Below are 15,222 nucleotides of genomic sequence, written 5' to 3'. Positions count from 1 at the left end.
GGGAAAGGGTCGGCAGCCACACTGCAAAGATGATGGTGTCTACACAGGCCTCTTCCCGGCTGAAGCCGGTCCTACCAGCACCAAACGCACCGCTAATCCCCCACCGCTGCAAAGTCCTGAACTAAACCCCTCGCCGCCTGCTCCGCTACTTAGTTGCCCCTAATTAATCGCGGAGAAAAACCACAATGAGAGCACTCACCTACCACGGCGCCCATGACGTGAAAGTCGACACCGTCCCCGATCCGGTCATCGAACAGGCTGACGACATCATCCTGCGCGTGACCGCCACCGCAATCTGCGGCTCCGACCTGCACCTCTACCGCGGCAAAATCCCCACCGTCGAACACGGCGATATCTTCGGCCACGAATTCATGGGCATCGTCGAAGACACCGGTTCAGCCGTGACCGCCGTGCAGCGCGGCGACCGAGTGGTGATCCCCTTCGTCATTGCCTGCGGCGAGTGCTTCTTCTGCAACATGGACCTGTACGCCGCCTGCGAAACCACCAACACCGGTCGCGGCGCGATCATCAACAAGAAGGCCATTCCACCGGGGGCTGCGCTGTTCGGCTTCAGCCACTTGTACGGCGGCATCCCTGGCGGCCAGGCCGAATACGTGCGCGTGCCGAAAGCCAACACCGGGCCGTTCAAGGTCCCCGGCACGCTGTCGGACGAAAAGGTGCTGTTCCTCTCCGACATCCTGCCCACCGGTTACCAGGCGGTCCTGAACACCGGCATCGGCCAGGGTTCGAGCATCGCCATCTACGGCGCGGGTCCTGTGGGGTTGATGGCTGCGGCCGTGGCCCGGATGCTCGGCGCCGATCAGATCTTCATGGTGGACCATCACGCTTACCGGCTGGCGTACGCCCAGGCCACCTACGGTGTGATCCCGATCAACTTCGATGAAGACGACGACCCGGCCGATACCATCATTCGTCAGACCAAGGGCATGCGCGGTGTGGACGGCGTGGTCGATGCGGTGGGTTTCGAAGCCAAGGGCAGCACCACCGAAACCATTCTGACCAACCTGAAAATCGAAGGCAGCAGCGGTAAGGCGCTGCGCCAGTGCATTGCTGCCGTGCGCCGTGGCGGCGTGGTCAGCGTGCCGGGTGTGTACGCCGGTTTCATCCACGGCTTCCTGTTCGGCGATGCGTTCGACAAGGGCCTGACCTTCAAAATGGGCCAGACCCACGTGCAGCGCTACCTGCCGGAATTGCTGGAACACATTGAAGCCGGCCGTCTCGCGCCCGAAGCGATCATCAGCCACCGCATGTCTCTGGAGCAGGCCGCTGAAGGCTACAAGATTTTCGACAAGAAACAGGAAGACTGCCGCAAGGTCATCCTGACCCCCGGCAGCCCGGAAATCCCTTTGACTGCATCCGTGACCGAAACTGAAACGGGTACTGCAACGGTTACCGGCATCCCCGCCATGTGATCCCGCGCGGGCCGAGGACAATGAAATGGACACGCTGTTCTCGGCCGCCCTGGTGGTCGTCATCCTTCTGATCGACGTGTGGGCCATCGCCAGTGTTTGGCGCGGCCCCGAATCGTCCTGGACCAAAATCGGCTGGGTGGTGCTGATCCTCATCTTCCCGGTGATCGGCGTTGCCATCTGGGGCATCGCCGGGCCACGGGGCATCGCCAAAGCCCCCACGTCCAGGGTACGCCGCAGGGGCTGAAGCGCTGTGAGGGCTGCCTCTTTTGCTGCGCGGCGAGCAGGCGCGAGTCCTGGGCGCGACGCGGCAGTCCATCCATGATCAGTTACAGGATCGGCTTGCCGCCGGTCACCCCATAACGTGTGCCCGAAATGTAACTGCCTTCGTCGGACCCCAGCAGTACGTAGATCGGCGCGACCTCCACCGGCTGACCCGGACGGCCAAGTGGCGTTTCCTCGCCGAAGCTTTTCACGTCTTCGTCGGTCATGGTCGACACAATCAGCGGCGTCCAGATCGGGCCGGGCGCGACGCTGTTCACGCGAATGCCGCGCTCACCGAGCAACTGCGCCAGGCCAGCGGTGAAGTTGGCGATGGCGCCCTTGGTGGCCGCGTACGGCAGCAGCGTTGGCTTAGGCGAATCGGAATTGACCGAACTGGTGTTGATGATCGAACTGCCCGCAGCCATGTGGGGCACCGCCGCCTTGCAGATGCGAAACATCGCGGTGACGTTGATATCGAAGGTTTTCACCCATTCCTCGTCGGAGATTTCCTCAAGAGATGCGTGGGACATCTGGAACGCGGCGTTATTGACCAGCACGTCGATGCGGCCGAACTTCTTCACCGTTTCATCGACGATGGCCAGGCACTGCGCCTTCTCGGCCAGATCGCCCGGCAGCAGCAGGCACTGACGGCCCGCCTCCTCCACCCAGCGTGCGGTTTCCTTGGCATCTTCGTGTTCATCGAGGTACGAAATCGCCACGTCAGCGCCTTCACGGGCGTAGGCGATAGCGACTGCACGGCCAATGCCGCTGTCGCCGCCGGTGATCAGCGCAATCTTGTTGCTCATGCGGCCCGAGCCCTTGTAGCGGGTCTCGCCGCAGTCCGGGTAGGGGTCCATTCGGCTCTGATCGCCAGGAACAGGCTGCTGTTGAGGCTTGAACGGCGGTTTCGGGTAATCAGTCATGGGGCTCTCCTTGAAATGTTCCAACCCAAACGGTCAGCGTTAAAAGTGGACTGAACGACCGTGGACGAGTTCGGAGTTTTTTTGCAGCGGCCCTGCTCGACGATTCGCCAGATGTTCCAGCGCCGGGGTTGATTGTTCCCGCAACGGAAACACTGTATTGCGAAATGATAGCTAGCTAACGGTTAACCTCACTGCTAGTTTCAATGACGTTGAATCCGCCGATTTGACAACCCCCCCGGAGCCGCTTCACGTCAGAGATAACGTGACGGCGGCTCGCTTTTTGTGGACAGCCCCAGGCGCATTGGCACGAATTTTCTGATCGGACCCCTGCTCACTCGGCCGGCCACGACGCTGTCAAGCCTCCCTTTTCCCTTCCGAGTCGGACATCATGGCCGTCGGCCGTTCCTGGCCGGTCATCCATACACTCGTAGAAGAGAACGCCCATGGCCAACCACGACATCACCTTCACGCCGGATCCTGACGCCGATTCCATCTCCTCGGACGTCGCCGGTTTCGGCGGTCTGCTGGTTTCCACGCAGATCCCCACCCGGGCCGACGGCAGCCTGGAACTGGGCGGTATCGTCGAGCAGAGCGAATGCACGTTGCAGGCGTTGAAAGGGGCACTGGAGCGGGCCGGCAGTTCCATGGACCGCGTGCTGCACCTGACCATCTACCTCACCGACATGGCCGATCGGGCCGCATTCAACGAAGTCTACACACGCTTTTTCGCCAAACCCTGGCCTGTGCGCGCCGCAGTGGGCGTCGCCGGGTTGGCCGTCGAAGGCATGCGCGTGGAAGTCACGGCGATGGCCGCCAAGGCCTGATCACGCGGGTTTCCGGCGCCCCCACCCCACAGGCGGGCGCCATCGGGCAGCAGACGGGTGCCGGTCAGGCGTTTCGCCGCTACAATGCGCGCCTTGACCGTGACCGTGCCGACTAAAAAAATATGTCTCTGCCCAAACATCACCTGGAATTGCTTAGCCCTGCCCGCGACGTGGCCATTGCCCGCGAGGCCATTCTGCATGGCGCTGACGCGATCTACATTGGCGGCCCGAGCTTCGGCGCGCGCCACAACGCGGCCAACGACGTCAGCGAGATCGCCCAACTGGTCGAGTTCGCCCGCCGTTACCACGCCCGCGTCTTCACCACCATCAACACCATTCTTCATGACAACGAACTTGAACCGGCGCGCAAGCTGATCCATCAGCTCTACGACGCTGGCGTCGACGCGCTGATCGTGCAGGACCTCGGCGTGATGGAGCTGGACATTCCGCCCATCGAGCTGCACGCCAGCACCCAGACCGACATCCGCACCATGGAGCGGGCACGCTTTCTCGATCAGGCCGGCTTCTCGCAGCTGGTGCTGGCCCGTGAGCTGAACCTCCAGGAAATCCGCGCCATCGCCGACGAAACCGATGCCGCCATCGAATTCTTCATTCACGGCGCGCTGTGCGTAGCTTTCTCCGGTCAGTGCAATATTTCCCACGCCCACACCGGGCGCAGTGCCAACCGTGGCGACTGCTCCCAGGCCTGCCGTCTGCCCTACACGCTGAAAGACGATCAGGGCCGCGTGGTTGCCTACGAAAAGCACCTGCTGTCGATGAAAGACAACAACCAGAGCGCCAACCTGCGCGCACTGGTGGATGCCGGCGTGCGTTCGTTCAAGATCGAAGGCCGCTACAAGGACATGGGCTATGTGAAGAACATCACGGCCTACTACCGTCAGCGTCTGGACGAGATCCTCGAAGACCGTCCGGACCTGGCCCGCGCCTCCAGCGGCCGCACCGCGCACTTCTTCCTGCCGGACCCGGACAAGACCTTCCACCGGGGCAGCACCGACTATTTCGTCACCGACCGCAAGGTCGACATCGGCGCGTTCGATTCGCCGACCTTCACCGGCCTGCTGGTCGGCGTGGTCGAGAAAGTCGGTAAGCGTGACTTGCAGGTGGTGACCCATGAGCCGCTGTCCAACGGTGACGGCCTCAATGTGCTGGTCAAGCGCGAAGTGGTGGGTTTCCGCGCCAACATCGCCGAGCCAAAAGGTGAGTTCGAAGAAGACGGCGAGAAGCGTTACCGCTACCGCGTCGAGCCGAACGAGATGCCAAAAGGTTTGCAACTGCGGCCCAACCATCCGCTCAGTCGCAACCTCGATCACAACTGGCAACAGGCTTTGCAGAAGACCTCGGCCGAACGCCGCATCGGCCTGTCATGGGTGGCGCGCCTGCGTGAAGAGCGTCTGGAACTGGTCGCCACCAGCGAGGAAGGCATCAGCGCTCGCGTCGAGCTGAACGGCCCGTTTGGCGTCGCCAACAAACCGGAGCAGGCGCTGGAGCAGCTCCACGATCTGCTCGGCCAGCTCGGCACCACCGAATACCACGCGACTGCCATCGAGCTGGACGCGCCGCAAGCGTTCTTCATTCCGAACTCGCAACTCAAAGCGTTGCGCCGTGAAGTCATCGAGACCTTGACCGCCGCTCGCATCCAGGCGCACCCGCGCGGTGCCCGCAAGCCGGAAACGTCGCCGCCGCCGGTTTACCCCGAGGCGCACCTGTCGTTCCTGGCCAACGTCTATAACGAGAAGGCGCGGCACTTCTATCACCGTCACGGCGTGCAGTTGATCGACGCCGCGTACGAGGCCCATGAAGAGAAAGGCGAAGTGCCGGTGATGATTACCAAACACTGCCTGCGCTTCTCCTTCAACCTGTGCCCCAAGCAGGCCAAGGGCGTGACCGGCGTGCGCACCAAGGTCGCGCCGATGCAACTGGTCCATGGCGATGAGGTGCTGACGTTGAAGTTCGATTGCAAGCCGTGCGAGATGCACGTGATCGGCAAGATCAAAGGCCATATTCTGGGCCTGCCCCAGCCGGGCAGCGGCGTTCAGGTGGTGGGGCATATCAGCCCTGCTGATCTGCTGAAGACCATCCCGCGCGGGGCGCACTGATCCTGCTATCGCGTTGATTGCTCGCGCTGCACCTCCAGGGCTGCAGCGCGGTCAGTCAGCGCCGTGCGACTTCGTGCTTGATGCAGCCTTCGTAATACACCTGTTTGACGCTTTCCGGCCGCAGCCTCGAAGGGCTGTCGTAAGTCTGCTCGGTAATGCCCAGGGCACTCATGCGCATCCATTGCTGGGCGAAATGCTGGGCCTGCATCTTCTTGCGGGCGCCGTACAGCGTCAGGCCGGACAGTTTGTATTGTTGAGCAGTACCGGCCATCCCCGCGCCCCAGGTGCAGAGGTCGCGTTCGTTCTTGTTTGGACTGCGCGCCAAGGCCTGGGAAGTCACCGTTATGAGCACGCAGAAGGTCAGTAGCGTCTTGAGAAATGACATGCGATTCCTTGCCTAAGTGACTGATCAGGCGTGGATTCTGACGAGGTACGGCGCCCACCGGGGCCAGCATATTGCCTTTTTTGTTTGTCAGCCGACCAATGACACCTGCACCCCTGCGCTCCACGGCACGGCGTCACATTTGAGTAACGAAAGCCTGCGCCGCCTGCTACCGTGTAGGGGTTACGTATGAACCTTATCGACCGATCCCCGGTCGATAGATGCACCTCTGGTTCCGTCGACCGTTGTTGTACCCGACCGAACCCGCTTATTTCCAGAAGGACCGTCCATGATTCCGATTCAACGCATCGCCTGGCTCAAGGCCTGGGGCGCCCATGGTTTTACTGCCACGGGCGTGGTGCTCGCCTTTCTCGCGACCATTGCTCTGTTCGACAACCAACCCAAGGCGTGCCTGCTCTGGCTGGGCTTCGCCCTGATCGTCGATGGCGTAGACGGCTCCCTGGCGCGCAAGCTGAACGTGCAGTCGGTCCTGCCGCACTTCGACGGCTCGGTGCTTGACCTGGTGATCGATTACCTGACCTACGTGTTCATTCCCGCCCTGTTCATCTACCGCTACATCCCGCTGCCTGAATACACCCTGCTGCTGACCACCTCGATCATCCTGGTGTCGTCGCTGTTCTGTTTCTGCAACGTCGAAATGAAAAGCAAGGACAACTACTTTCAGGGCTTCCCCGCCGCCTGGAACGTCGTCGCCCTGTGCGTCTACATCCTTTCTCCGGCGCCGTGGCTGACTTTCATCACGGTGATCTGCCTGGCGCTGCTGACGGTGACACGCATGAAGTTCCTGCACCCGTTCCGCGTCCGCCGCTTCATGCCCCTGAACATCGCAGTCACTGCCGTGTGGTTCTTCTGCAGCTTCCTGCTGGTGATGAATCATCCGTACAACGGATCGGTGGCACTGTTCGTGTGGTTGGCCATGTCAGCGTACTTCCTGGGGATCTGCATCTGGCGCACGTCCATGGAATGGATCGACAAAGCCCGCGTCTGATTCAACAGACGACTTTCCTCGACGCATAAAAAAGCAGCCCTCTTCGGAGGGCTGTTTTTTTTGCGCAGAATTTGAATGAAGCGTGCTGATGCGGGTTTACAGCGTGTAGCTCAACGGCAGCTGTGTCGTGGACTTGATCTGCTCCATGGCGAAGCTGGAACTCATGTCAGTGATGCCCGACAACTGGATCAGCTTTTTGTAAACGGCATCGTAGCCAGCGATGTCCGGCACCACGATCCGCAGCATGTAGTCGGTATCGCCCGCCATGCGGTAACACTCCACCACTTCGGGCAGCGTGGCGATCAGATCATGGAAACGACCCAGCCACTGGGCGTTGTGCTGATTGGTTCGAATGGCGGCGAACACCGTTACCGCGACGTTCAACTGCGCCGGGTCAAGCAGCGCAACCCGCCCGCGAATCATGCCCTGCTCTTCGAGCTTTTGTACGCGACGCCAGCATGCGGTGCTGCCGAGGCCGACGCTGTAGGCAATTTCTGCAATCGGGCGGGTGCAGTCGTTCTGCAGAATGCTCAGGATGGCCTGGTCGAATTTGTCCATGGAACGCGCGGGGGCCTCGGTAAATTCATATGCCGGGAAGCGATAAGGATAGGCCAGAAAGGCCAGTTCATAAAATGATATTCCCTTCAATGAGCCTTTGATGGAAATTCATTCTAATCCGAGGGCAAATCTCCGTTGAGGAATCAATTTTTTTTCACCCTGACGCTAGTAGTATTTTCGGCACGACGGACAGCGCAGAACTCCCCATGAAAACACTCCCTTGTTATTTCGATTACGCCGCCACCACCCCGGTCGATGACCGCGTCATCCAGGCCATGGTCACCTGCCTCGGCCGCGAAGGTACCTTCGGCAACCCGGCCTCCAGCTCCCACGCCTACGGCAATCAGGCCCGGCAGTCCGTGGAGTTGGCGCGCCGTCAGGTTGCAGAACTGGTGGGTTGCAGTGCCGATGACCTGGTCTGGACCTCAGGCGCGACCGAGTCCAACAACCTGGCGATCAAGGGCATCGCGCTCAACCCCAACAATGTCGCCCGCCGTCACCTCATCACCAGCACCATCGAACACAAAGCCGTCATCGACACCGTTCGCCAGCTTGAGCACGCCGGTTGCCCGGTGACCTGGCTCGAACCCGACAGCTGCGGCCTGATTCACCCCGACGCCGTGCGCCACGCACTGCGAGATGACACGCTGTTGGTGTCGCTGATGCTGGTCAACAACGAACTGGGCACCGTCACCGATATCTCGGCCATCGGCCAAATCGTGCGTGAACACGGCGCCCTCTTCCACGTCGACGCCGCCCAGGGCGCTGGCAAACTGGCGATCGACCTGAGCGCATTGCCGGTGGACCTGATGTCCTTCTCCGCGCACAAAACCTACGGCCCGAAAGGCATCGGCGCACTCTACGTCGGCGACCGCGCGCGATCGCTGCTCGAAGCACAGATGCACGGCGGCGGCCACGAACAGGGTTACCGCTCCGGCACCCTCGCCACCCACCAGATCGTCGGCATGGGCGCGGCGTACGCACTGGCCAGCACCGAAATGGACGAAGAAGTCGCGCGCATCGGTGCGTTGTCCGCACAACTGCGCGAAGGCCTGCTCGGCTTGGACGGCGTGAGCCTGAACGGCGATCCCCAACAACGCGTTCCCCATACGCTCAACGTCTGCATCGACAGCCCGGGGTTTAACGTTGCCAGCCTGGCGAGCGAACTGGCGGTTTCTTCGACCTCGGCGTGTAACTCCGCGAGCAGCAGCGTTTCTCACGTGTTGCTGGCGTTGGGGCTGAGTAAAGCCCAGGCCGGGAGCAGCTTGCGGTTAAGCCTGGGGCGGTATACCAAGGTGGGTGATGTGGAGAAGGCGATCGCAGTGATTACCGGGAAGTTGACTGCGCCGGCGGCGACGTTTTGGTGAGGAAAGTGGGTTGATCGTAAAGGGACGATTATAAGGGGACTGATTTATTTACAGCGCTTCACCGTAAATTAATCTGTCCCCGATAGCGGAAGGGGTTAAAGGTTCAAAAGGTCTCCGTCCCCTTTAACCCCCGACTAGGTAGAAGCGGCTAACCGCTTTAGGCTTCACTCTTTTTTGGAACTGCGTAGATCCTTGTTATGTCTTCGCCGCTAGCCAAGTCATAGAATTTACTTTCATAGAAATCAAAAATCGCCTCGAGATTGCATCTTGAAAAATGTTCTTTAACTTCACCCATCTCTTGTGAGTCCTCACGCTTCTGTTTGGCTTTTATCTTTTCTAAAAATCCAGTTGAACCTGCCTCCGGAAATACGAAGATGTGCGGCATCAGTACGCCCTGTTCTGCGAACAGATCAAAGTCAGGAAAACTTACTGCAAAAAATATATCCTCTCTATCTTTAGTTGCTGAAAGCGCTCTAATTGAGCCAATAAGAAAAAATGCCAGGCTGATCAAAAATTCCGAACTCTTGTCGCTCCCTATACTTTTCTTTAAGACCTTTAGCCGGTGATACCTAGAGATCAATGGCATTTCTTCGAAACTTTCGAATTCGGAGAAAAAAAACGCTTAAATCGTTATAGGGTTCTTTGCTGATTATTTTACGGAATAGCTTCGTCAAATTCATTTTTTCGGAATACTCCATCCATGACCGTTCAGCCAGTCGATAGTCCCTCTTGAAAACCTGAGTTAAAGGGATCCGTCCCCTTTAACCTCTTTAATCTTATACATCAGTAATAGATCAGCTCGCGTACATTGTTCACGAAACGAATTTCGGCATCGTCGCCGACTATTCCCTCAAACTCTCTAAAAAAGAAGTCCAAGTCCTTTGAGAATGCAAAGAATGCATCGCGACCATGCTCTCCAGACACCAACGATCGTAGTATATAGTGGCAACTTTCATGTAGAGCTTCATACAGCTCTTTTCCGATTATTGATAAATATTGCTCCTCAATAATACTAGCAAGCATCGAACTTTTAGGCATTGTTGTGGGCCTATGCCTCGAGATCACGTTGTATTTCCTCAGATCTTTGTCATACTGCAGATGTTCTTGAACCAGCCTTTCAAATTTGCCGCCCTTATCTCGGAACAGGAGCCGAGGCATTCCTTCGACGTCTTCCGCCAATGGTATTTTTATACTCAAATGATTTATATCGACTGAATAGCATTTGGATACAAGCGCTTTTATAGCTGATTTACCTTGGGCCGTGGCTCCGAAGCCAACCCCTCCTTGCAGATTCGTAGCCATCACCAATGCGAACTCGTCAGTATCATCCGCGGACATTTCGCTTATAAAATCGTTAGCATGATTCTTAAACTCAGCAAATTCGGCTTTAAAGCATAAGATCTTGTAGTATTTCATATCAGATTCCTGTACGTCCTGCCGGGTAGGTGAACACTATTACCGCACCCTTTGTATTTGTGGCGTGAACATGTGGCATTTCATGGTGAGCTGGTTGATCATCTCCGACCAAGTCAGGATGCCCATCTGGATGATCGAACACTTCTGGTACCCCACCTTCACCCCTGCGCCCTAGCGTAGTGATCCCGCGACTTTTCATACAGTTGCAATTCACTCCATGGCTACTTAGGTTGAGATCTTTCATTGGGATCGCCTGCCCACCTCTACCTAACCGCGGTACCTGAGCATGTTGCTGAGCCTTTTTCATCGCAGCCCTACGGCTATTCGTTGCGACAACTTTTTGCAAACCGAGTGGGTCGATCCAACCCGTCGGGTTCGGCACGTAGTAATAGAGGTTTAGCCCACCACTGTAGCCAATCGGGTCCTTGCTGATAAATCGCCCGACCCTTGGATCATAGTATCGATGCCGGTTGTAGTGCAGGCCGGTCTCGTGGTCGTGGTATTGCCCCTGGAAGCGGATCGGGTTGGTCAGGCCGACTTGTTGGGCGAACTCCGAACGGTTTTCTTGCGCTTCGCCCCAGGCTTTGTGTTGCGCGCTCCATGCGGTGTGGCCGTTCTGGTCGGTGATTTCCTGGGGGGTGCCGAGGTGGTCGCATTGGTACCAGGCCAACGCATCAATCGGCAGCGCCACCGGTTTGTAGTTCCACAGCGGGTCTTCTTTGAAGTTGTAGCGACCTTCGTATGCCGGCTGGCTGACGAGGCGGATGGTTTCGTGGCGGATGGCCTGGGCCACGGGCACAAAGGTGCCGGGTTCGTGGATGTAATGCACCGTGCGGCCTAGCGCGCCGGCATAGGGCGGCGGACTGCTTTCCCAGGCGAGGTTGTCGCCGTCCCAGCCGTAGAGGGTGAAGCCGCAGCCGAGTTCGCGCTCTTTGCGGGCGTGTTCGTTTTCGTTCCAGCCGGTGCCGGCTTCGGGGCGTGGCCGGTAGTGGGCTTTTGAGAGTTTGTAGAGGCGACGTCCGAGAGGGTCGTAGCCGAAGTCGACAGTCAGGCGCGGATCGTAGAAATGTACAAGGCGATCGAAAAGGTCCCAGTGCAGCTCGCTACGCAGGCCTTTGGTCCAGCGCTCGGTCAGGTTGCCGCGTTCGTCGTACTCGTAGTGGTTGCCGGCGTAGTCGCGCAGCAGGTTGTCCACGAGTTTGTTGCGGACACGTTCGGGATCGAGTGGACGGCGGACGGGTGCTGCGCTGTCGTCGAGCAGGTTGCTCGCGGGGTCGAAGGCGAAGGTTTCCACGCCCAAGCGGCTGGTTGCGCTGAGCAGCCGATTGACGGGGTCGTAACGATACGAAAGCGGGCCACGGCGGCTGTCGTTGATGTCGGTGAGCTGCCCGGCAGCGTCGTAGCTGTAGGTGCGTTTGATGACGGTGGATTTGTCGTCTGCTCGGCCCAGTAATTGTTCTTGTAGGCGTCCCGCCGGGTCCCAGCTTTGGGTTTGCAGGAGTTGGTTACCCTGATGGCGGGCGACTTCGCGATGCAGGTCGTCACGCTCGTAACTGAGCAGTTCGTGCTCGTCGAGCTTGAGGCCGAGCAGATGGCCGCTGCCGTAGGTCAGCCAGCTGACGCGATGGCCGTCCGGGCGAATGGTGGCAACGCGGTTGTTGAGGGCGTCGTACTCGTGCTGCCAGACCGCAACCAGGGGTTTATCCAGATTCGAGTAATGCTGATGCTCGCGCAGCAGGTTGCCAGCCGGGTCGTGAAACCATTGCAGTTTGCTGATGGCGTTGGTCGCCATGACCAGATGGCCATTGCCGTCATAGGCGAAGGTTTCGCTTTGGGATTGCTCTCCCAGCGTGGCGCAGCGCTCTGTCAAACGGCCCATGGGGTCGAAGGTCAGTGCGATCGAGCGCTGGCCATTGATGGTTTCGGCCAGACGCCCCGTTTGGGGATCGTACTGATAGCGGGTCGAGCGACCGTCGAAACCGCTCTCTTCCAGCAGCCTGCCCACTGGATCGTAGTGAAAGTGAGCGCGGCGTTCGTTTTCGTTTTCCAGCGCCACGAGGCGCCCCAGTTTGTCCCAGCGGTAACGCAAGGTTTGCTCGGCTGCGTCGACGCGTTCGGCGATAAATCCTGCAGCGCTGTAACGCCAGGTGGTGCAGCGTTCCAGGCCGTCGGAGTGGGCGAGCAGCCGACCTTCGGCGTCGCGGCTAAAGCGTTCTTCGGTTTTGTCCGGGTGCTTGATCAGGACAAGCTGACCCGCTTTGTATTCGTACGTGGTCCTGTGCCCGGCCGGGTCAGTGAAGCGAACCATTTGGCCGCGTTCGTCGTACTCCCAAACACTGACCTTGCCCGAGCAGTCGGTGTACTTAACGAGTTGTCCGGCGTCGTTATAGGCCAACGCTTTTGTATTGCCGTTGGCGTCCTTGATCGCAGTAGGAAGACCGAACGTGTTGTAGGCGTATTCGGTAACGTTCTCTAGCGGATCGATCGCCTCAACCAAGTTTCCGCGAAGGTCATAGTCCCGTTTCCACAAGCCACCCTCGCCATCGCTGATCTTGATCAGGTGGCTCTTATCGTCGTACGCGTAATTCATCACGCTGTGATCAGCGCGGGTGTGTTCGGTCAGATTGCTGAGCTTGTCGTAGCGATAGCGATCCGTGCTGCCGTCGGTGTGGACGTGGCGAATGATGTTTTTCGCCTGATCACGGAAGAACCACTCCGAGCGCCCGTCGGCGTGGCAGATGCGGTACGTGTAACCAAGGCTGTCGTAGTAATGCCGGGTTTCGTGGCCCAAAGCATCCGTGACGTAGGTCAGACGGATGTTTTCATCCCACGCCAGCCGAGTATCAAAACTGCCGTCGTCAGCCCACTCGCGAACAGCCTTGGCATCGGGGCCAGATCCCTGCCACTGCAAATTCAAACCACGATTGGTGCGGTCGGTGTAGCGGGTAACTAGGTGGTTCTGATACTCGTAGCGCCAAGCAGCGCCATTCTCATCCTGAGCCAGAACAAGATCGCCAGAATCATCGTACTGATACGCGCACAGTTGACGTTTGACGTCGCCGGCATGTATTTCCCAAAGACCCGTCAACCGCCCCTGATCATCAATCAACGTAACCAGGCGCAGATGGACTTTGTTTACATCCTTCTCCGAGTAAGTCACCAACTCGGAAAGCACCAATCCCCCACCGTGCCGATGCTCGTAATGCAGCATCACCCCAGCGTCGTTGGGCAAAACCTTGTTGATCAGAACAAAACGACCACCCCGTCGAACATAGGTTTCCCTGTGCTCAAGCCCTCGCATCAGCAACAGCCGATCCTTGCCGAGTCGAATAACGGTTAGATTTTCAATGGCGTTGAAATGAAACAGCTTGACCTTGGGCAGAGGGAATTCATGGCTGCGACCGTCGGCATCGTGGAAGACCAGACGATCACCCACACAATCAAACCGCGTGGTAAACGGCGTAATCCACCGTGCACCGATTACGTCATGATCGAAGGCATCCAGACTGGAGCAATAAGTCCGCGTCCACTCAATCGGAAACGGCCCCGGCAGGCTGAAATCGGTATGACTGACCGACTCCGAACCCATCGCAAAGCTGATGCTCTTGATCGTCGACGCGCAGGCGCAATTCTTCTGTTCGTTGGGCCGACCCTTGGCAGGCCTCTCGTGCTGAACAACTTCGAGCTTGCCTTCGCCGGCCCGGCGCTTGGCCTGATTAACCATCCCCGGCTTGATGTTGAAAGACTGCCCATGCCCGTTGCGCGCCCGCCAGGTGACCACTGCACCCGCCAAGGTCTGCAGCAACGACCCAATCGAGTTCTGGACCCCAGGATCCGCCAGACCATTAATCTGGGTCCGAAGCTCCGAGCCCATGGCACGCAGCGCTTTGGCCTGCCTGCGTACCGGGTCTTTCAGCACCTCAGGCACAAGATGTTCGACGGTGCCGTTGACGATGTGTTGGCCGGCAGCGATGTAAACGTCGGCAACCGCGATGAAGATATTGGAAATCGCGCCTTTGGGATCGTAGTCCCACTGCTGGCGCCCCTCGCTGATCAGCTCCACCGCCTCAAGCAGATTGCCCTCGGCATCGAGATCGCCATTGATCACGCTCTCCAGACCCTTGGCGATCTCGTTCAACACGCCTTCGCCCAGTTTCCCCGCAGCGTCGAGAATCCCGTGAAGCTTGCCCTGCGCCTGAGTCACGAAGTCATCAAGCGTCCCAACGATGTCCGCATTGAGATGCCCAATCAGCACCTCAATCAGCGAATCCCCAAGCACCAACTTGCCCGCCTGACGCATCTCCTGACGCACCAGAAACAGCGTCGGCCGTAGGCTCATTCGCGCTGCCGCCATGGTCGGCGGAGTCGGCAAGACGCCAATCAGATTGATGCCCAGACTCACCCAATCCAGCGGATCGCGCGTCTCACTCGTCGCCAGCCGAACGATGTCATTCAGCGCATCAACCAGCGCCATGATGTTGCCCACCACCGGTAGAAAACCGGCAGCGCTCTTGATCCGCTCAAGCGAAACAACCCCGCCGCTGATGTCCTGCAGCCAGGCATCGACATTGGCCGCGCCGGCCCCGACGTCCTCAAGCTGGATCTGATCAAGCGGCACAACCGCCACTTCAGGTTCGCGTTTCTCACCACCAACAGGCAGATTTAAGGGGGTCGCCAAGGATGCTCTCCGTGCTCAAAAACCATCCGAAAAGGCGTGAATGCCAATCCGGGGGCGACGGAGATATCAAGGGCTATGCCAGCTATAAATTAGCCAAACAAAATCAACAGCTTAAGAGAAACAACGGCAGGTTTAAGCGAACGCTCAACCCGAAAACAAAGAACAAGTGCGCAAGAAGTTGCGCACCCCTGTGCAACTTCTTGCGCACTCGCCTGCACACCACGAACGACGCGGCCTCCAACCCATCAATCACC

Annotated in this window: 12 protein-coding genes; 6 read left to right on the top strand and 6 right to left on the bottom strand. The window is 58.6% G+C overall.

Going from position 1 to position 15,222, the window contains the following annotated elements; translation table 11 throughout:
* Positions 1-185: 185 nt before the first annotated feature.
* On the top strand, positions 186-1,433 hold the full coding sequence (locus tag BBI10_RS12320; protein ID WP_065988797.1) for a zinc-dependent alcohol dehydrogenase: 1,248 nt from the start codon (positions 186-188) through the stop codon (positions 1,431-1,433).
* 25 nt (positions 1,434-1,458) lie between these two features.
* A complete protein-coding gene (locus BBI10_RS12315; RefSeq protein ID WP_065988796.1) occupies positions 1,459-1,677 on the top strand; it encodes a PLDc N-terminal domain-containing protein in 219 nt (72 codons plus the stop codon).
* A gap of 82 nt (positions 1,678-1,759) precedes the next feature.
* Here BBI10_RS12315 and BBI10_RS12310 read toward each other — a convergent pair whose 3' ends face one another.
* A complete protein-coding gene (locus BBI10_RS12310; protein ID WP_065988795.1) occupies positions 1,760-2,617 on the bottom strand; it encodes an SDR family oxidoreductase in 858 nt (285 codons plus the stop codon).
* A gap of 443 nt (positions 2,618-3,060) precedes the next feature.
* Between BBI10_RS12310 and BBI10_RS12305 the strand changes: the two genes are divergently transcribed.
* Positions 3,061-3,441: a RidA family protein gene (locus BBI10_RS12305; RefSeq protein WP_065988794.1), complete on the top strand. Its 381-nt coding sequence runs from the start codon at positions 3,061-3,063 to the stop codon at positions 3,439-3,441.
* A 122-nt stretch (positions 3,442-3,563) separates the two neighbouring features.
* Positions 3,564-5,558 carry a peptidase U32 family protein gene (locus BBI10_RS12300; protein WP_065988793.1) on the top strand — a complete coding sequence of 665 codons (1,995 nt, stop codon included), beginning with the start codon at positions 3,564-3,566 and terminating at the stop codon, positions 5,556-5,558.
* Between the two features lie 55 nt (positions 5,559-5,613).
* Here BBI10_RS12300 and BBI10_RS12295 read toward each other — a convergent pair whose 3' ends face one another.
* On the bottom strand, positions 5,614-5,943 hold the full coding sequence (locus BBI10_RS12295; RefSeq protein ID WP_065988792.1) for a hypothetical protein: 330 nt from the start codon (positions 5,941-5,943) through the stop codon (positions 5,614-5,616).
* Positions 5,944-6,229: 286 nt separating this feature from the next.
* Between BBI10_RS12295 and pcsA the strand changes: the two genes are divergently transcribed.
* Positions 6,230-6,949, top strand: a complete 720-nt coding sequence (pcsA, locus tag BBI10_RS12290) for a phosphatidylcholine synthase (RefSeq protein ID WP_065988791.1) — start codon at positions 6,230-6,232, stop codon at positions 6,947-6,949.
* Positions 6,950-7,045: 96 nt separating this feature from the next.
* On the opposite strand, the gene BBI10_RS12285 is transcribed toward pcsA, so the two are convergent.
* Positions 7,046-7,507: an Lrp/AsnC family transcriptional regulator gene (locus tag BBI10_RS12285; RefSeq protein ID WP_065989060.1), complete on the bottom strand. Its 462-nt coding sequence runs from the start codon at positions 7,505-7,507 to the stop codon at positions 7,046-7,048.
* 206 nt (positions 7,508-7,713) lie between these two features.
* Here BBI10_RS12285 and BBI10_RS12280 point away from each other — a divergent pair, with 206 nt between their 5' ends.
* Positions 7,714-8,874 carry a cysteine desulfurase family protein gene (locus BBI10_RS12280; RefSeq protein ID WP_065988790.1) on the top strand — a complete coding sequence of 387 codons (1,161 nt, stop codon included), beginning with the start codon at positions 7,714-7,716 and terminating at the stop codon, positions 8,872-8,874.
* A gap of 157 nt (positions 8,875-9,031) precedes the next feature.
* On the opposite strand, the gene BBI10_RS12275 is transcribed toward BBI10_RS12280, so the two are convergent.
* The 3 genes from BBI10_RS12275 to BBI10_RS12265 all read right to left on the bottom strand — a co-directional run bounded on the left by BBI10_RS12275 (position 9,032) and on the right by BBI10_RS12265 (position 14,968).
* Entirely contained in the window at positions 9,032-9,460 is a 429-nt protein-coding gene (locus BBI10_RS12275; RefSeq protein ID WP_244160353.1) for a hypothetical protein, read from the bottom strand.
* A gap of 197 nt (positions 9,461-9,657) precedes the next feature.
* On the bottom strand, positions 9,658-10,290 hold the full coding sequence (locus BBI10_RS12270; RefSeq protein WP_065988789.1) for a hypothetical protein: 633 nt from the start codon (positions 10,288-10,290) through the stop codon (positions 9,658-9,660).
* Position 10,291: 1 nt separating this feature from the next.
* Positions 10,292-14,968: an RHS repeat-associated core domain-containing protein gene (locus BBI10_RS12265; protein WP_244160352.1), complete on the bottom strand. Its 4,677-nt coding sequence runs from the start codon at positions 14,966-14,968 to the stop codon at positions 10,292-10,294.
* Positions 14,969-15,222: the final 254 nt, after the last annotated feature.

It is taken from the genome of Pseudomonas graminis, assembly GCF_001705435.1.
GTDB classification, from domain to species: Bacteria; Pseudomonadota; Gammaproteobacteria; order Pseudomonadales; family Pseudomonadaceae; genus Aquipseudomonas; species Aquipseudomonas graminis_B.
The sequence above is the reverse complement of the archived record's forward strand: the minus strand, read 5'-3'. Positions and strand labels throughout refer to the sequence as shown.